Source organism: Salipiger sp. IMCC34102, from assembly GCF_004145405.1.
Classification (GTDB): Bacteria; Pseudomonadota; Alphaproteobacteria; order Rhodobacterales; family Rhodobacteraceae; genus Loktanella.
The window spans coordinates 229,183-245,230 of sequence record NZ_SELQ01000001.1; the positions used below are offsets into that span (position 1 = coordinate 229,183).

At 69.0% G+C, this 16,048-nt stretch carries 16 protein-coding genes; 6 read left to right on the forward strand and 10 right to left on the reverse strand.

The window, feature by feature from the left end:
• Positions 1-36 precede the first annotated feature (36 nt).
• Together EU805_RS01175 and mutY are read right to left on the reverse strand one after the other, a co-directional pair.
• Positions 37-1,179 (reverse strand): alkane 1-monooxygenase, encoded by a 1,143-nt coding sequence (locus EU805_RS01175; protein ID WP_129762114.1) that lies wholly within the window; start codon positions 1,177-1,179, stop codon positions 37-39.
• Positions 1,180-1,232: 53 nt separating this feature from the next.
• A complete protein-coding gene (gene mutY, locus EU805_RS01180) occupies positions 1,233-2,285 on the reverse strand; it encodes an A/G-specific adenine glycosylase (RefSeq protein ID WP_129762115.1) in 1,053 nt (350 codons plus the stop codon).
• A 67-nt stretch (positions 2,286-2,352) separates the two neighbouring features.
• Between mutY and EU805_RS01185 the strand changes: the two genes are divergently transcribed.
• Genes EU805_RS01185 through EU805_RS01195 form a run of 3 tightly spaced genes read left to right on the forward strand, consistent with a single transcriptional unit; the run spans position 2,353 to position 4,651 of the window.
• Positions 2,353-2,880: a DUF721 domain-containing protein gene (locus EU805_RS01185; RefSeq protein ID WP_129762116.1), complete on the forward strand. Its 528-nt coding sequence runs from the start codon at positions 2,353-2,355 to the stop codon at positions 2,878-2,880.
• Positions 2,877-3,536 carry a DsbA family protein gene (locus EU805_RS01190; protein WP_129762117.1) on the forward strand — a complete coding sequence of 220 codons (660 nt, stop codon included), beginning with the start codon at positions 2,877-2,879 and terminating at the stop codon, positions 3,534-3,536. Before EU805_RS01185 ends, EU805_RS01190 begins: the two co-directional genes overlap by 4 nt.
• Complete coding sequence (locus EU805_RS01195) at positions 3,533-4,651, forward strand: CaiB/BaiF CoA-transferase family protein (protein ID WP_129762702.1); 1,119 nt, start codon at positions 3,533-3,535, stop codon at positions 4,649-4,651. Before EU805_RS01190 ends, EU805_RS01195 begins: the two co-directional genes overlap by 4 nt.
• Here EU805_RS01195 and lpxK read toward each other — a convergent pair.
• From lpxK to EU805_RS01225, 6 genes are all read right to left on the reverse strand, one after another.
• Complete coding sequence (lpxK, locus tag EU805_RS01200; RefSeq protein ID WP_129762118.1) at positions 4,633-5,619, reverse strand: tetraacyldisaccharide 4'-kinase; 987 nt, start codon at positions 5,617-5,619, stop codon at positions 4,633-4,635. The genes EU805_RS01195 and lpxK overlap by 19 nt on opposite strands.
• Positions 5,619-6,692, reverse strand: coding sequence for a hypothetical protein (locus tag EU805_RS01205; protein WP_129762119.1), 1,074 nt, complete (start codon positions 6,690-6,692; stop codon positions 5,619-5,621). The genes lpxK and EU805_RS01205 overlap by 1 nt, the downstream gene beginning before the upstream one ends.
• A 3-nt stretch (positions 6,693-6,695) precedes the next feature.
• Positions 6,696-6,938, reverse strand: coding sequence for a DUF4170 domain-containing protein (locus EU805_RS01210; RefSeq protein WP_129762120.1), 243 nt, complete (start codon positions 6,936-6,938; stop codon positions 6,696-6,698).
• A gap of 66 nt (positions 6,939-7,004) precedes the next feature.
• Positions 7,005-7,775, reverse strand: a complete 771-nt coding sequence (locus EU805_RS01215; RefSeq protein WP_129762121.1) for a 3'(2'),5'-bisphosphate nucleotidase CysQ — start codon at positions 7,773-7,775, stop codon at positions 7,005-7,007.
• Positions 7,762-9,105 carry a TldD/PmbA family protein gene (locus EU805_RS01220; protein ID WP_129762122.1) on the reverse strand — a complete coding sequence of 448 codons (1,344 nt, stop codon included), beginning with the start codon at positions 9,103-9,105 and terminating at the stop codon, positions 7,762-7,764. Before EU805_RS01220 ends, EU805_RS01215 begins: the two co-directional genes overlap by 14 nt.
• Positions 9,106-9,310: 205 nt before the next feature.
• Complete coding sequence (locus EU805_RS01225) at positions 9,311-10,801, reverse strand: hypothetical protein (RefSeq protein WP_129762123.1); 1,491 nt, start codon at positions 10,799-10,801, stop codon at positions 9,311-9,313.
• Positions 10,802-10,906: 105 nt separating this feature from the next.
• Between EU805_RS01225 and EU805_RS01230 the strand changes: the two genes are divergently transcribed.
• Entirely contained in the window at positions 10,907-11,665 is a 759-nt protein-coding gene (locus tag EU805_RS01230; protein ID WP_129762124.1) for an SDR family oxidoreductase, read from the forward strand.
• A gap of 168 nt (positions 11,666-11,833) precedes the next feature.
• On the opposite strand, the gene EU805_RS01235 is transcribed toward EU805_RS01230, so the two are convergent.
• Together EU805_RS01235 and EU805_RS01240 are read right to left on the reverse strand one after the other, a co-directional pair.
• Positions 11,834-12,148, reverse strand: coding sequence for a DnaJ family domain-containing protein (locus EU805_RS01235; protein WP_129762125.1), 315 nt, complete (start codon positions 12,146-12,148; stop codon positions 11,834-11,836).
• A gap of 82 nt (positions 12,149-12,230) precedes the next feature.
• The gene (locus EU805_RS01240) at positions 12,231-12,542 is read right to left on the reverse strand and encodes an HNH endonuclease (RefSeq protein ID WP_129762126.1); all 312 of its coding nucleotides are present in this window, start codon (positions 12,540-12,542) and stop codon (positions 12,231-12,233) included.
• Between the two features lie 38 nt (positions 12,543-12,580).
• Between EU805_RS01240 and EU805_RS01245 the strand changes: the two genes are divergently transcribed.
• Both EU805_RS01245 and EU805_RS01250 read left to right on the forward strand, forming a co-directional pair.
• On the forward strand, positions 12,581-13,741 hold the full coding sequence (locus EU805_RS01245) for a TIGR03862 family flavoprotein (RefSeq protein WP_129762127.1): 1,161 nt from the start codon (positions 12,581-12,583) through the stop codon (positions 13,739-13,741).
• An 89-nt stretch (positions 13,742-13,830) separates the two neighbouring features.
• A complete protein-coding gene (locus tag EU805_RS01250) occupies positions 13,831-16,047 on the forward strand; it encodes a YjbH domain-containing protein (protein ID WP_129762128.1) in 2,217 nt (738 codons plus the stop codon).
• Position 16,048: the final 1 nt, after the last annotated feature.

Below are 16,048 nucleotides of genomic sequence, written 5' to 3' on the forward strand. Positions count from 1 at the left end.
GGGGCGGCGTCATCAAAGGGCGTCAGGCAGGCAGGCTCAGCGCGGCAGGGGGTTCGTGCCGGCCTTGTAGGCGGACCAATCCGTGATCTCTGGGTAGTGCCGGCGTCGCCAGGCCCGCACGCGCGGGTTCATCATGCGCCGCCACCACGGCGGGATCATCGCGACGATCCCCATGACGGAATAGCCGTAGGGCAGCTGCGGCGCCTCATCCGCGTCGTAGGTCTGCAACAGCGGAAAGCGCCGATCGGGCTTGTAGTGGTGGTCCGAGTGGCGCTGCAGGTTGATCAGCAGCCAGTTCGACGCCTTGAACGAGGCATTCCAGCTATGATGCGGCTTGGTGTGCTCGTACTTGCCGTCGCCCAGGTGTTTGCGCGTCAGGCCGTAGTGTTCGATGTAGTTGACCAATTCCAGATGCCAGATCGCGATGAAGGCCTGCAGCACGAAAAGTCCGAGGCCCACCCAGCCGCCCGCCAGCACGGCGAGGGCCAGGAAGCCCAGTTGCAGCGCGGCGTAGCGCCAGTAGGGATTGGAGGCGTGATGCCAGGGCAACCCCTTGCGGGCGAGCATCGCGGCCTCTGCCCGGAAGCCAGAGCGGGCGCATTGCACGAAGACGCGGGGGAAATAGCGGTGAAATCCTTCGTTGTAGCGCGCCGTCACTGGATCGCGCGGCGTGCCCACGTAGCGATGGTGGACCAGAAGATGCTCGCTGCGGAAGTGGGAATAAAGCGCCATCGCCAGCAGGATGTCGGCCATCCAGCGCTCGACCTTGGGCCTCTGGTGCATCAGTTCGTGCGCGTAGTTGATGCCGATGGTGCCGGTGATGACGCCCATGCCGAAGAACATGCCCACCAGCTCCCAGCCGCCCAGGTGGTCGGCGCGCGTGGCGTAGGCGATCATGGCGAAGAGGTTCACCGCCTGCAGCGGCGCCCAGACAATGGTGATCAGCCGATACCACCAGAGCTGGTCGTCGGGGGTCGACGGATCCTCGTTCGCCTCGTTCAGGCCGGCGAAGACGTCGATGATCCCGAAGAGGTACCAGGTCGCGACCGGCAGCAGCAGAACGGCCCAGCCGCCGGCAATGGCGGACACCCAGCCGATGGGGATCAGCAGCACGGACAGCCAGAACGGAAGGGCGGCACTGAAGCGGGCGATACGGGGCGGGACAACGACGTCGGTCATGCTGTGTCCTTACGGGATGATCCTGACCAGAGTATGATCTTCGCCCCTTCCGTTCAATCGTGACCCGGCGATGCGGCGACCAGGGCCCAGACCTTGCGCATCACCGTGGGCATGGCCTTCGCGTCAAATTGCGCGGGCGGCACGAAGCTGCCCCGGTCCGGGGTCGCGCCTTGGGCGACCTCGGCCACCATGATGTCGAGTTCCAGGTGGAAATGGGTGAAAGTGTGCCGCGCGGTGGCCTCCAACCTACGCCAGCTGGCCTCCACCGGGGGCGCGGGGGTGGGGTCGTCCGACCAGTCGGTGCCGGGCCAGCCCAGCATTCCGCCAAGGAGGCCGCTATCGGGACGCGTCTCGACCAGCAAGGCGCCATCCGCGCGCCTGACGACGTAGGCGGTGCCGCGGCGCTGCGGCTTGGCCTTCTTCGGGGTCTTGCGCGGTAGTTCCGCCGCGGTGCCGTTTCGCCGCGCGAGACAAGGGTCGCGCCAGGGGCAGATCCCGCAGGCGGGAGACTTGGGCGTGCAGATCGTGGCGCCAAGGTCCATGACGGCCTGCGCGTAGTCCCCGGGCCGCTCGGTCGGCGTCAGGGCCTTGGCGGCCGCCATCATCGGGACCTTACCCGCAGGTAAGGGTGTGAAGATTTCGTAAAGGCGCGACATGACCCGTTCCACGTTGCCGTCGAGCACCGTCTCGGCCCGGTCGAAGGCGATCGCGGCCACGGCGGAGGCGGTATAGGGGCCGATCCCCGGCAGGCTCAGCAAGGTTTCGCGGTCGGAAGGGAACCGCCCGCCGTGATCCGAGACGACCGTGCGGGCGCATTTGAGCAGGTTGCGGGCGCGGGCGTAGTAGCCAAGGCCCGCCCAGGCCGCCATGACATCGGCATCCTCCGCCGCCGCGAGGTCGCCTACGGTGGGCCAGATTTCGGTGAACTTCAGCCAGTAGGCACGGACGGCGGCGACGGTGGTCTGCTGAAGCATGACCTCTGACAGCCAGACGCCGTAGGGGTCGGGCAGGACACCACGGACCCGCTCGGCAGGGGGCACGCGCCAAGGCATGGCACGGGCATGCCGGTCGTACCAGTCTAGCAAATGTTTCGTCTCTTCACGCATTCTTAACCTCGTGCGGCCCGCCCTGCTCTGGCTTGGCGTGCAGGTTTGCATAGATTAGACCGTGACCATGAAACAGCCCCGTCGCCAGTCCACCACCTACGGCTTCTCTCGCGCCGATACGCTGATGCAGTCGCGCATCCGCCGCGCGACGGAAGGACGCGGCTTTGCCGAATCGCGGCTTCTGACCCATTGGGCCGAGATCGTGGGCGAGGCCACCGCCGCCATCGCGCGGCCCGTGGAGGTGTCCTACAAACGCGGCGGCATGGGGGCCACGCTGACGGTGCTGACGACCGGGGCCAATGCGCCGATGCTGGAAATGCAGAAGGTGCAACTGCTGGAAAAGGTGAACGCCTGTTACGGCTACCGCGCCATCGCACGGCTGCGCATCACCCAGACCGCCCCGACCGGTTTCGCCGACGGGCGCGCCAGTTTCACCCCCGCGCCGAAGCCCGAGCGCCGGCCCGATCCCGCCGTGCAGGCGAAAGCCCGCGACAGCGCCAGTGGCGTGGGTGACGACAAGCTGCGACACGCGCTAGAAGCGCTCGTAACCAACTACCTGACCAAGACCACCTCCCCGGAAGGACAGACTAAATGAACCGCAGAACACTTCTCCTTGGCGGCGCTTCGCTGGCCGCACTCGGTGCGCTGGCCTTCACCACCGGCGGCCACGACGGCAATCTTCTGGTCGGCATGGCCGACGCGCAGGAGGCCGACCCCACGGCGATCGCCGACATGACCATTGGGGCCGAGGATGCGCCGGTCGAGATGATCGAATACGCCTCCTTCACCTGCCCGCATTGCGCCAATTTCCACGCGACCGTCTGGCCGCAGCTGAAGGCCGATTACATCGACACCGGCAAGGTGCGCTTCGTCTACCGCGAGGTCTATTTCGACCGTTTCGGCCTCTGGGCCTCGATGATCGCGCGCTGCGGCGGGGAGATGCGCTTCTTCGGCATTACCGAGGAGCTGTACGACCAACAGCGCAACTGGACCGCGTCCGGCGATCCCGCGACCATCGCGCAAGAGCTGCAAACCATCGGCAAGACGGCGGGCCTGTCCGAAGAGGACGTCACCGCCTGCATGTCGGATGCGCAGAACGCCCAGAACCTCGTCGCCTGGTTCGAGCAGAACGCAGAGGAGGATGGCATCCGGTCGACCCCCTCCTTCCTGATCGACGGCGAGTTGCACAGCAACATGAGCTACGAGGACCTCAAGGAGATCCTGGACGAGCGGATCGCGGCGGCCGGCTGATGCGCCCGCTGGAGGGGCTGCGCGTCATCGAGCTGGCGCGCATCCTCGCCGGTCCCTGGTGCGGTCAGGCGCTGGCCGACCTGGGCGCCGAGGTCATCAAGGTCGAAAGCCCCGACGGCGACGACACCCGTCGGTGGGGCCCGCCATTCGTCGAACGCGACGGCGCGCGGTCCGCGGCCTACTTTCACGCGACGAACCGGGGGAAGACCTCGGTCACCGTGGATTTCCGCACGGTCGAAGGACAGGCCCAGGTGCGCCGCCTGCTGGCGGAAGCGGACGTGGTGATCGAGAATTTCAAGGTCGGCGGGCTTGCGAAATACGGGCTGGATTACGACAGCCTGAAGGACGAATTCCCGGCGCTGATCTACTGCTCGATCACAGGGTTCGGGCAGGACGGCCCCTATGCGCCCCGCGCGGGCTACGATTACATCATCCAGGGCATGTCCGGCCTGATGAGCGTCACCGGCCCGCCCGACGGCGCACCGCACCGGGTCGGGGTCGCCGTGGTCGACCTCTTTTCGGGGATGTATGCGGCGACCTCGATCCTGGCGGCGGTGCACCAGCGGCAGACGACCGGCCTGGGGCAGCGGATCGACGTGGCGCTCATGGACGTGGGCGTCGCGGTGATGGCCAACCAGGCGATGAACTACCTTGCCACCGGATCGGCACCGGGCCGGATCGGCAACTTCCACCCCAACCTCGCCCCCTACCAGGTCTATGCCTGCGCGGACGGTTTCGCGATCGTGGCCGTGGGCAACGACGCGCAGTTCGCGCGGCTTTGCGACGTTCTGGGGCTGGACCACCTGCCCGCCGATCCGCGCTTCGCGACCAACGCGGCCAGGGTCGCGGGGATCGAGGCGCTCAACGAAGCGCTGGCCCCGGCCATCGCGCGGCTCACCAAGGCGGGGCTGCTTGCCGCCTGCGAGGCGCGCGGCGTGCCCGCGGGGCCGATCAACGACATGGCCGAGGTCTTTGCCGATCCTCAGGTCATCGCGCGCGGGCTGCGCATCGACCGCGGCGGCGTCCCGGGCGTGCGCTTCCCGGTGCGGTTCTCGGGCGCCGAGAGCGTGTCGGACCGCCCCGCTCCGAAGCTGGGTCAGGAGCCCGCGGACTGAACCTGCGCAAAGGCCCGGTCGAACGGCCCCCAGTCGGGGATCTGCAGGCGCACCGGCAGGGTCAGGACCTTGGCGCGGAACGCCTCCGGCAGGCGCACGGCGTCTTTCTCGGTGGTGACGAGCTGGGCCGTGGCGGCGCGCGCCTCGCTCTCCAGCCGGGTCATCAGCGCGGGCGTCAGCGGCTGGTGGTCGTCCAGCGCCTCCGTCCTGACGACCTCGGCCCCCATTGCGTTCAGGGTGTCGAAGAACTTCCGGGGGTGCCCGATCCCGGCGAAGGCCAGCAGCCGCAACTGCGTCCAGGGCATGCCGGTAACGAGCGGCACCAGCTCTCCGGTCAGGTCGGGCGACCGCCATCTTTGCGCGAAGCGGACCTGCGCCGCGTCGTCGCCGATGGCCAGCAGCAGGTCGGCGCGCGCGAGCCCCGTCTCGACCGGCTCCCGCAGGGGGCCCGCCGGGATGACGCGGCCGTTGCCGAAGCCCCGCGCGGCATCGACGACGACCACGCTCAGGTCCTTCACGACACCGGGGTTCTGGTGGCCGTCGTCCAGCAGGACGACGTCGGCCCCGGCGGCTTCCGCGGCCTGCACCCCCGCGGCCCGGTCGCGCGCGACCCAGGTCGGCGCGAAGGCGGCGAGCAGCAGCGGTTCGTCCCCCACCATGGTCGCATCGTGCCCGCGCGGATCGACCTGCAGCGGGCCGAGCAACTCTCCACCGTAGCCGCGGGAGACGATGTGCACCGCTTCGCCCGCATCGGCCAGACGCTGGGCCAGCGCCATCGCGGTGGGGGTCTTGCCGGTGCCGCCCGCGTTGAGGTTGCCGATGCAGATCACCGGCACGCCCGCGCGGTAGCCCGTCCGGCGAAGACGTCGGGCCGTCGCCGCCCCGTAGACCGCCCCCAGCGGGGCCAGGGCACGGGCGCGCCAGCCGGGGGCGTCCGGCGCATTGGACCAGAAGGCGGGCGGGCGCATCAGGCGACCCGGTCCAGGCGATCGAGCAGGAGGGCCGCGATCGCGTTCGCCGTCTGCGCCCCGCGAGAGGTCACGTCCCAGCCCGCCGTCACCATGCGCGCGACCGTGTCGGCGGCCAGAAGATCCTCGATCGCCCCGCCAAGTTCGGCCCAGTCCGCCACTTGCCGCGTCGCGCCCGCCGCCCCCAACCGCTCGTATCGCGCGGCATGGGGGGCCGTGCGCGGCCCATGCAGCAGGCCGGACCCCAGTGTCGCGATCTCGAAGGGATCCTGCGCCACGCCGCCCGCCATGGTCCCGCCCGCCAGCGTGACCGAGGCCAGCCTGAGCCAGAGCCCCAGGCTGCCGGGCGTGTCGGCGACATGCACCTGCTCGGCCTCTTGCGGGACAGGGTCGAGCCGCGCCCGGCCGGTCTGCAGGAAGCGTTCGCCGAAGCGGCGCGCGATCTCCTCCCCTTCATCGGGGTCCGCGGCCTCGACCACCAGCAGAAGGCGGTGCGACCGGCGGGTGGCCTGCTGGTGGGCCTCTGCCAGTTGCGGCACGTCCGCGGCACGTACGCCGCAGGCCATCCAGACCGAGCGCGAGTTGAGCGCCTCCGCCATCTCGACCCTGTCGGCCTCGGCGTAGGGAAGCACGGTGACGGAGGGTTCCAGCACGGCGGCGGGGTAGACATGGACCGCCCCCGCCTGGCGAAACGCCGCGGCGGCGGCGCTGTCGCGGGTATAGACGCCCGCCAGGGATGACAGGGCGGTGCGCACCCGGCCGCGCTGGAAGAAGCCGCCCAGGGGGGTCAGCGCGTCCTCTGCCATGTTCACCAGCACGGTCGGCAACGCGGTCTCCGCCGCGGCCTGTAGCGCGCCGAGGTCCAGGGGCCCGCCCAGCCAGACGAGCGCGCTGGGATGCTCCTGCGCGATGAACTGGCGCGTCTCGCGGCGGCCGGTGGGGTTGGCGGTGCCGCCATCCCCCGTCACGAGAAGGTCGATCTGGTCGCCCTCGTCGGTGAGCGCGTCGTGCAGCGTCACCGCAAGATCCCGGTCCCGGACCGCGTTGCAGCGGCACCAGAGACGCGTGGTCATGGATCAGCCGATCTCTTCGGTGGGCGAAGCGGGCTGTTCCTCATCGCGCAGCCGGTGGATGTGGGCGATATAGTAGCGCGTATGGGCGTCGTCGACGGTGCGCTGGGCGTTGGCCTTCCAAGCGTTGTAGGCGCTGTCGTAGTCGGGGAACATGCCGACGATGTCGATCTTGTCGACGTCCTTGAAGGCGTTGCGGGACGGGTCGATCAGCTCTCCGCCGAAGACGAGGTGCAGGCGTTGGGTCATGGGGGGCATCCTGTGCTGCGGGTTTTCCGCAAGGTATGCCGCGCGCGCGGGCGGCACAACCGCCCCTCAGGCAAGCGCGTCCAGAAGGGCCGGCACGACGGCGCCACCGGCGACCACCCCGTCGAGCAGGCGGTTTTCCGAGTTGAAACGCAAGGGCGCGCCGCGTCGGTCCGTGATCTGGCCGCCCGCCTCGGTCACGATCAGCGCGCCGGCTGCGATGTCCCATTCCCACGCGGGGCGCAGGGTCAGCATGGCGTCGAAACGGCCCTGTGCCACCAGCGACAGACGATAGGCCAGCGACGAGCGGAAGCTGCGCTGGAATGCGGGCGGCCCGGCGCGCCAGTGCTGTGCCGCCATGTTGGGCTTGGTCGCCAGCACGCAGGATTGCGCGGGATCGGCCTGCGCGCTGGCCGCGATGGGCTGGCCGTTGCAGGTGGCCCCCTGCCCCGATGCCGCGGCGAAGGTCAGATCGCGCGCGGGCATCAGGACGACCCCGGCGACCGGCACACCGTCTTCGACCACGGCAAGCGCATGCCCCCAGTCGCGGTCGCCGCGGATGAAGGACCGGGTTCCGTCGATCGGGTCGACCACGAAGACGCGGGAGGCTTGCAGCCGGGCCACATCGTCCTGCGTTTCCTCCGACAGCCAGCCGTAGTCGGGGCGCGCGGCCCGCAGGCGTGCGGAGAGATGCGCGTCGACCGCGAGGTCGGCTTCCGTCACCGGCCCTTCGTCGCCGGGCTTGTCCCAGACCTGCGGGTCGCGCTTGAAGTGCGACATGGCGATCTCGCCTGCCTCCCGTGCGGCCTCCAGCAGAAGGGCCAGGTCAGTCTCCGGCAAGGGTCATCCCTTCGACCAGCAGGGACGGCACGACCCGCGACAGGTGCAGCCGGGCGTCGTTCGCCGGGATCATGCCCGCCCACATCTCGCGCAGGTTGCCCGCGATGGTGATCTCGTTCACCGGGTGGGCGATCTCTCCGTTCTCGACCCAGAAGCCCGAGGCCCCGCGCGAATAATCCCCGGTGTTGGGGTTGATGGTCGATCCGATCATCGAGGTGACCAGCAGGCCCGTTCCCATCTGCGCCATGAGCTCGGCCCGCGTGGCAGCGCCCTGCGTCAGGGCAAGGTTGGTCAGCGCCGGACGCGGCGCGGCGGAGGTGCCGCGCGCGGCATTCGCGGTCGAGGGCATCCCCAGCTTGCGCCCGGTGGCAAGGTCCAGCGTCCAGCTTGTCAGGATCCCGTCCGAGACGATCTCGCGCGGCGCGGTCGGCAGCCCTTCGGCATCGAAGAGTTTCGAGGCGGAGGTGCGCCGCCGGTGCGGATCCTCCGTCAGCGACAGGCCCGCGGGCAGGATCCGCTCGCCCATGGCCCCCCGCAGGAACGAGGCCCCGCGGGCGATCGCCTGTCCGTTGATCGCCTGCACGAGGTGGCCGATCAGGCTGCTGGCGATCCGCTCGTCGAAGAGCACGGGATACTTGCCGGTCTTCGGACGCCGCGCACCCAGCCGCTCGACTGTGCGCAGGGCGGCGGTGCGGCCGATGTCCTGCGGGCTGCGCAGGTCGGACCGGAAGACGCGGCTGTCGTAGTCGTAGTCCCGCTCCATCCCCGTGCCGGAGCCTGCGATGGCCACGCAGGACAGCCCGATGTCGGACCGCGCGTAACCGGCGGAGAATCCGTTGCTTTGCGACAGGTGCAGGCGCCGGTGGCTGTAGCCCGCGCCCGCCTCCGAGACCTGGGCGATGCCCTCCACCGCCAGGGCCGCGGCCTCGGCCTCGAGCGCCATGTCCTGAAGCTGGGCGGGGTCGGGCTCGGGCCCGGTGTCGACGAGGTCCAGCCGGGTCATGTCGGTGTCGGTGGCCAGTTGCGAAGGGTCGGCCAGACCGCAATGGGGATCTTCCGGCGCCTCACGCGCCATGGCGACGGCGCGGGCCGCCATCTGGGCCAGGGCGTCGGGGCGAGTGTCGGAGGAGGCGACCGTCGCCTGCTTTCGCCCCAGAAGGACGCGCAGGCCGATATCGACGCCTTCGGCGCGCTCCGCCTTTTCGAGCTGACCCGCGCGGACACCGATCTCGACCGAGGTGCCGTCGACGGCCAGGACATCGGCATCGTCCGCTCCTGCGGCACGGGCGGCGTCCAGAAGGGCGTGGGTCAAATCGGCGAGATCGGTCATGGAAGGGTCCTGCATCAGATGCCTGTCACCTAGGCCGCGGGCCGCATTCCCGCAAGGTTTGCCGTCAGGTGGCAAGATCCGTCACTGCTTTGGCGAACGCGCGATACGCAGCCCGGCACGGGGCTGAGCCTGGCATCCGGCAAGGCGCGGATCGGTCCGCCGCACCTTGCCGTCGTCTTGTCCGGGACGGGGGTCGCCGCGCCGCTCAGCGGATCTGCTGGCCGTTGGCGGTGACGCGCCCGTCGGGGGTGACCTCGATGACGGAGCGCAGGGCGTCCTCGCCCACCGGCTCGGCGAACATGCCGACCATCATCCGCGCCATCATCGCCTGATCGGCGGGAAGCAGGCCCATCGCGATGGCCGTGTCGATCAGCTGGTTGCCGCCCGTCAAGTCGATCGTCGCCTTGCCCACCGGCGATCCGATGTCCGGCGTGGCCAGCGGCCCCTCGGGGTCGAAGGTGAACGCGCCCACGGCCTCCAGCATGGCCCCCGCCAGAGCAAGGCTCACGTCGTTCACGCTGACCGAGACCAGCTCGCCCAGCGGGCTGTCCTCCATTTCCTCGGTGTCGGCAAAGAGGCTCTGCTCCAGGCGCGCCTCGCCGGAGACGTCGACGTTCAGCGACGCGGGATCGCGCGGGATCATGTTCTGCGGGTCGATCATGGCCCAGATCTCGTCGCCCAGCGTAAGCTGCTGCAGGCGGGCGCGGATGCCGAAGGGCACCGGGGCCTCGGTCGGGACGACGGGCAGGGTCACGCCGGTTCCGTAGGAGGCCGCGCCGACGCGGATCGGGAACGGCAGTTCGGTGCCGCGCACCTCGACCATCACGTCGTTGAGATCGGTGTCGTAGGAGAATCCCGCCTCGGACATGTCGAAGGTCAGGCTGCCGGAACCGGTCGTGGCCGTGCCGTCGCCCGTGGTGCCCGTGCCGCCCATGTTGAAGATATAGGCCGCGCTGTCGTAGCTGTAGCCCATGTTCAGCGCGAACCCGGCCGAGACCATCGCCAGCATGTCGGCGGTGTCGACCTCTTCCGGCACCGATGCCGTCGCCTCGAATCCGAGCCCGTCGACCTTGCCGGAGATCGTGACCTCCTCCCCGGTATCGGGGTCGGTCATGTCGAGCAGCAGGTCCACGCTGTCCGACCGCACGTCGTAGTCGAACTCGGTCAATCCCGACGCCGCCTGATCGTAACCCCCGGAAACACCGTTCAGTGCCACCCGGGCCGAGACGTCGACAGGCTGGCCTTCGGGATCCATCACGCGGGTCGTCTCGACGGCGTAGCGATCGGCGGTCACCGCGTAGTTCATCGCCTCCGGCGTGCCGCTGACGAGGGTACGCAGGCCGGTCTGGATCACCGACAGTTCGATCAGGTTGCCTTCGTCGTCCTCGAGCTTGACGGGAATGGTTTCCGGCAGGACCAGTTCGACCGTGCCGTCGCCGGCGTCGGTCAGCTCGATCCGGTCGATGGTGACGACGGTCTCGCCGTCCTCCACCGGGTAGGTGTAGGTGGCCCCCTCGATCAGGACGCGGTCCGTCTCGATTGATTCGGATTGCGTCTCGAGGGTGACGGTGCCGCCGGTCGCCATCATCTGCTGCCAGCTGTCCCAGACCTCGCTGGCGGTGACATCGGCCAGCGCCGGCGCGCCGGTCAGGAGTGCCGTGGCACAGGTGGCAAGGGGCAACGAAAACTTGGTCATGGCGCGGTCCTTTCGCGAACGATTGCGGCCGGTCTGCCGCGACGGGCTGACTTCCGTCCGGGAAAACCTAGGTCGTTTGAAAGGAAATCGAAAGAGGGACGACCCATGAGCAACAGCGATCTTTCAGGCAAGACCGTCCTCGTCACCGGGGCAAGCCGTGGCATCGGGGCCGCCGCTGCGCGGGCTTTCGCCGATGCGGGCGCGCGGGTGGCGCTGGTTGCGCGCAGTCGGGAGGCGATCGCCGAACTGGCCGGCGAAATCGGGCGCGAGGCGCTGGCCATTCCCTGCGACGTGTCACGCTACTGGGAGGTGGATCAGGCCGTCCGCGCCACGGTCGAGACCTTCGGCAGCTTTGACGTCATCGTGAACAACGCGGGCGTCATCGAACCGATGGGCGCGCTTGGCACGACCGACCCCGAGGAGTGGTCCAAGGCGGTCGACATCAACCTCAAAGGCGCGATGCACGGGATGCGCGCGGCCCTGGGCCCGATGCTGCAGCAGGGGTCGGGGACGATCATCACCGTCTCTTCGGGCGCGGCGCACAATCCGCTGGAAGGCTGGTCGGCCTACTGCGCTTCCAAGGCCGCGGCCCACATGCTGACGCAGGTCACCGACCGCGAATATCGCGGCAAGGGGCTGCGGGTCCTGGGCCTGTCGCCCGGCACGGTGGCGACGCAGATGCAAAAGGACATCAAGGCCTCGGGCGTCGGGCCCGTGTCGCAGCTTGACTGGTCGGATCACATTCCGCCCGAATGGGCCGCCCGGGCGCTGGTCTGGATGTGCGGGCCGGAGGCGGACGCGCACCTCGGCCGGGACGTCTCGCTCCGGGACGAGGAGATCCGCCGCGCGGTCGGTGTCGCGTGATCGAGACCACTCGTGACGGCGGCCTCGTGGTCCTGAACTGAACCGGCCCGACAAGGCCAACGCCTTGACCGGCGCGATGCCGGGCACGCTGGTCGAGGCGGTTGCGGCGCGGACCGAGGCCGCGCTTTCGTCGGGGCCCGACCACGTTCGGCGGCTGAAGGGCAGGGTCTAGCGGCGGCGGCTCAACTGCTCCATCTCGACGGCGAGGCGGGTCTGCAGATCGGAGAGGATCTTCATCTGCGCGCGGCGCGCCTCGGGATCGACGAGTTCGGCCAGCCGTGCGGTCTCCGCCGTGATCTGGTCCTTCAGCGATACCGCCCGCGGCTTGGTCTTCGCGGCCTTGTGCATCCGGTCCATCATCGCGTCGAAGGGATCGCCCTTGAGGTCGAGCGGTTTACCGCTGCCCGGCAGGCGGTCGAGCGTCCCGTCTTCGCGGGCCGCTTCGATCCGGGCGTCGACGAGGGATTTAAGAAAGCTCGGCATGAGAGGAACATAAGCATGCCCGTTTGCCTTGCCTAGATGGCCGGCCGCAGGCCCCTGCTGCCTTGCGCCGCTGCGCCCCGCCTCAGCGCGGACGCTTGCGCTTGGGCACGCGGGACATGAACTCCGGCGGGCGTTTCGCGACCCATTTCGCGAATTTCTCCAGCCGCGGATGGCTGCGCAGCATCTCGGGCGTGTTGTAGACGCGGGCGAGTTCGGCCTCCGACAGGGTCGCGTGGATTTCCTTGTGACAGATGTGATGCACGAGCACGGTGGCGCCGCCCTTGCCGCCCTTGAGCTTGGGGATCAGGTGATGCTGGCTTTGCGGCACGCCGGGCGGGATCGGACGCAGGCAAAGCGCGCAAATCGGATCGGTGTCTTGTTCGTCGGGGCTCATCGGCGCACAAGGTAGCGCACGCAGCGAAAGGCGCCACGATGTCCCGGACAGCACTCGTGATCGGAGCGGGCCCCGCCGGGCTGATGGCCGCCGAGGTGCTGGGGGAGGCCGGGTTGGCCGTGACGGTGGCGGACCGGATGCCTTCGGTCGGGCGCAAGTTCCTGATGGCGGGCAAGTCGGGGCTCAACCTGACGATGGAGGAACCCGGCGCGGCCTTCGCCGCCCGCTATCCCGACGCCCATCCCACGCTGATCCGCGCTTTGGAGAGCTTCGGCCCGGCCCAGGTCAAGGGATGGGCAGAGGGTCTGGGACAGCCGCTTTTCACCGGCTCGACCGGGCGGGTGTTTCCGCGCGCGATGAAGGCCTCGCCGCTTTTGCGGGCCTGGCTGGCGCGGCTGGACGGCTTCGGCGTCGAACGCCGCACGCGCTGGCGCTGGACCGGCTGGGACGGAGAGGCCGCGACCTTCGAGACGCCGAAAGGTCCCCGCCGGGTCAAGGCCGACCTCACCGTGCTGGCCTTGGGCGGCGGCAGTTGGGCGCGGCTTGGGTCCGACGGGCTTTGGGTCGGGATTTTCGCAGATGCGGTAGCGCCGTTCCAGCCGTCGAACGGCGGGTTCCGCGTGGCCTGGTCGGATCACATGGAGCCCCACCTCGGCCAGCCCGTGAAGGCGACTGAACTGCACTCGGGCCACCTGTCGAGCCGTGGGGAATGGGTCCTGGGCCGCGGCCGTATCGAAGGCGGCGGGATCTACGCGCTGTCGCGGGCGCTGCGCCAAGGGGCCGCACTGACGGTGGATCTGCTGCCGGATCTGTCGCTGGAAGAGGTCTCGACCCGGTTGGCGCGCGCGTCGCGGAAAGCCACGGCAACGGCCCTGCTGCGCAAGACGCTCGCGCTGCCTCCGGTCAAACTCGCCCTGTTCAACGAGCTTGCGCGCGGCACCCCGCGGGCGAACCTTGCCGCGACGCTGAAGGCGCTGCCGGTGCCGGTCGCGGGGCCGCTGCCGCTGGACCAGGCGATCTCGACCGCGGGGGGGCTGCGGTGGCAGGCGCTCGACGGATTTGGCCTGCGCGCCCGGCCCGGCTGGTTCGCGGCCGGAGAGATGCTGGACTGGGACGCACCGACCGGCGGCTACCTTCTGACCGCAAGTCTCGCCACCGGTCGCGCGGCGGCACGCCAGGCGCTGGAGCGCCGCCGGTGACGACCCGCCACCGCGCTTTTTTGTCAGTTCCAATTCAAGCGGGCACCCGTTAGACCGGACGGGATTTCAAGCCTTGGGGGCCTGCCAGAATGCTGAAACGAAGCCCGCTGTCCATCTCCCGGATCGCGCTGTTCGCCGTCGTCTCTGCGATCGCCGGGTCGGTCGCGGCCCAGGACACCCGCCCGACCTATACCACCTTCGGGACCGTGGGCCTGCTGGAGATGCCCACCGCCGAAAGCGCCCCGGTGGGGGAACTTGCCGGCACGCTGGCCTATTCCAACCAATCCTTCACCAATGAGCCCGGATACCGCAGCACCTTGACGTTCCAGTTGCTCGACCGTCTGTCGGGCAGCTTCCGCTACGCCATCTTCGACATCTACGACCGGGATACGACCGAAACTTTCGATGATATCACGCGCACCTACGATCGCAGCTTCGATATCCAGTACCGCTTGCTGAACGAAAGCCGCTACCTGCCTACCGTCGCGGTCGGCCTGCGCGATTTCCTCGGCACCGGGCGCTACAGCTCGGAGTATTTCGTCGCCACCAAGACCTTCGCCGACAGCTTCAAGGTGACGGGTGGCTTGGGCTTCGGCCGGATGGGCCAGCGCAACGGCGTGGACAATCCCCTGGGCGGAAGCTTCGACACCCGCAACGAGCCCAACGTCTTCGACCGGGACGCCGGGGTGAACACAGGCGGGCAGCTTTCGGTCAAGCAATGGTTCCGCGGCGACATGGCCCCCTTCGGCGGCATCGAGTACGTCTATTCTCCGAACCTGTCGTTCAAGGCGGAATACTCCTCGATCGAGTACCCCCGCCGGATCGCGAACCCCGCGCAAGAGGTCGACAGCCCGCTGAACTTCGGCGTGACCTACCGCCCGCGCCCGGGCGTCGAGCTGGCCGCGGACTACCTTTACGGCAACGAGCTTGGCCTACGCGCCACCTTCGACGTGAACCCCAACGATCGGCCCACCTTCAGCGGCTTCGACCAGGCCCCTGCCCCGGTCAAGCCCCGCACCGCCGAGCAGATGGAAGCCGCGCGCAGCTGGAACCGCGCGGCGGAACCGCAGCTGCGCAGCACGCTGGCCGACCTGCTGGAGGTGGAGGGCATCGACCTTCTGGGCCTCGAGATGACGGATCGCCGCGCGCGCGTCCGCTACCAGAACAATCGCTACCGCTCGGAAACGCAGGCCGCGGGCCGCGTGTCGCGCATGATGACGCAGGTGATGCCCCCCGCGATCGAGACCTTCGTTCTGGAGCCCGAGCGCAACGGCCTGCCGCTGTCGGCGATCAACGTGCCGCGCTCCGCCCTCGAACAGCTGGAGAACACCGTCGGCAGCACCGACGCGATCTTCGAGGCGATTTCGGTGGCCCCCGCGGGATCCTCCACCGGGTTGACGCCGGTCGACGACCCGGAGCCCAGGTTCCGGTACGGCATCGGTCCTTATGCGGACTTCACGTTCTTCACGCCCGGCAAGCCGGTCGATCCGGACGTCGGGCTGCGGTTCAGGGCGGAATACGATTTCACGCGCAACTTCTCGATCGCCGGCAGCGCCTCGATCTCCGCCCTCGGCGCGCGCGATCCGCTCACCGCGTTCCGGGACGACAATTCCTACGTCAACGTCCGCACTGATCGGCCCTATTTCGGTCTGGACGGCGGTGTCCAACTGGACCGGCTCTACCTGTCCTACGCAGATCAACTCGCCCCGGAGGTCTACGGACGGATCGTCGGCGGCTACCTCGAGCAGATGTACGGCGGTGTCTCGACCGAGGTGCTCTACGCGCCGGTCGACAAGAAGTGGGCGCTGGGGGCCGAGGTCGCCTACGCCGCCTTGCGTGACCAGGACATGAACTTCGACTTCGCGCTTTACGAAACCCAGCCCGACGGCGAGCGGGTCGAGGTCGGCGACTACGACGTCGTGACCGGTTTCGTGTCGGGGTACTACGATTTCGACAACGGCTTCGTCGGGCGCATCGACGTGGGTCGTTACCTTGCGGGCGACGTCGGGGCGACCTTCGCATTGTCCCGCGAGTTCGAGAACGGCTGGGAGATCGGTGGATTCTTCAGCCTGACCGACATGCCGTTCAGCGAATTCGGTGAAGGGTCTTTCGACAAGGGAATCACGATCTCGATCCCGTCCGACTTCTTCACCGGGCAACCCAGCCGGACCAGTATCAGCACCGGCCTGCGGTCGCTGACGCGTGACGGCGGCGCGCGACTGTCGGTCCCGGGCTCGCTCTATGGCACGGTCCACCCCGGCCAGCGCCCCGAGTTGCTGGAAACCAAGGGACGCTTCTGGAGATGAT

Bases quoted from the DNA above. Each gene is read 5' to 3' on its own strand.
- mutY (WP_129762115.1), bottom strand. From the start codon at position 2,285: ATGCGTGAAGAGACGAAACATTTGCTAGACTGGTACGACCGGCATGCC.
- EU805_RS01245 (WP_129762127.1), top strand. From the start codon at position 12,581: ATGTCCCGGACAGCACTCGTGATCGGAGCGGGCCCCGCCGGGCTGATG.
- EU805_RS01210 (WP_129762120.1), bottom strand. From the start codon at position 6,938: ATGACCCAACGCCTGCACCTCGTCTTCGGCGGAGAGCTGATCGACCCG.
- EU805_RS01205 (WP_129762119.1), bottom strand. From the start codon at position 6,692: ATGACCACGCGTCTCTGGTGCCGCTGCAACGCGGTCCGGGACCGGGAT.
- EU805_RS01225 (WP_129762123.1), bottom strand. From the start codon at position 10,801: ATGACCAAGTTTTCGTTGCCCCTTGCCACCTGTGCCACGGCACTCCTG.
- EU805_RS01230 (WP_129762124.1), top strand. From the start codon at position 10,907: ATGAGCAACAGCGATCTTTCAGGCAAGACCGTCCTCGTCACCGGGGCA.
- EU805_RS01190 (WP_129762117.1), top strand. From the start codon at position 2,877: ATGAACCGCAGAACACTTCTCCTTGGCGGCGCTTCGCTGGCCGCACTC.
- EU805_RS01235 (WP_129762125.1), bottom strand. From the start codon at position 12,148: ATGCCGAGCTTTCTTAAATCCCTCGTCGACGCCCGGATCGAAGCGGCC.
- EU805_RS01250 (WP_129762128.1), top strand. From the start codon at position 13,831: ATGCTGAAACGAAGCCCGCTGTCCATCTCCCGGATCGCGCTGTTCGCC.
- EU805_RS01240 (WP_129762126.1), bottom strand. From the start codon at position 12,542: ATGAGCCCCGACGAACAAGACACCGATCCGATTTGCGCGCTTTGCCTG.
- EU805_RS01220 (WP_129762122.1), bottom strand. From the start codon at position 9,105: ATGACCGATCTCGCCGATTTGACCCACGCCCTTCTGGACGCCGCCCGT.
- lpxK (WP_129762118.1), bottom strand. From the start codon at position 5,619: ATGCGCCCGCCCGCCTTCTGGTCCAATGCGCCGGACGCCCCCGGCTGG.
- EU805_RS01175 (WP_129762114.1), bottom strand. From the start codon at position 1,179: ATGACCGACGTCGTTGTCCCGCCCCGTATCGCCCGCTTCAGTGCCGCC.
- EU805_RS01185 (WP_129762116.1), top strand. From the start codon at position 2,353: ATGAAACAGCCCCGTCGCCAGTCCACCACCTACGGCTTCTCTCGCGCC.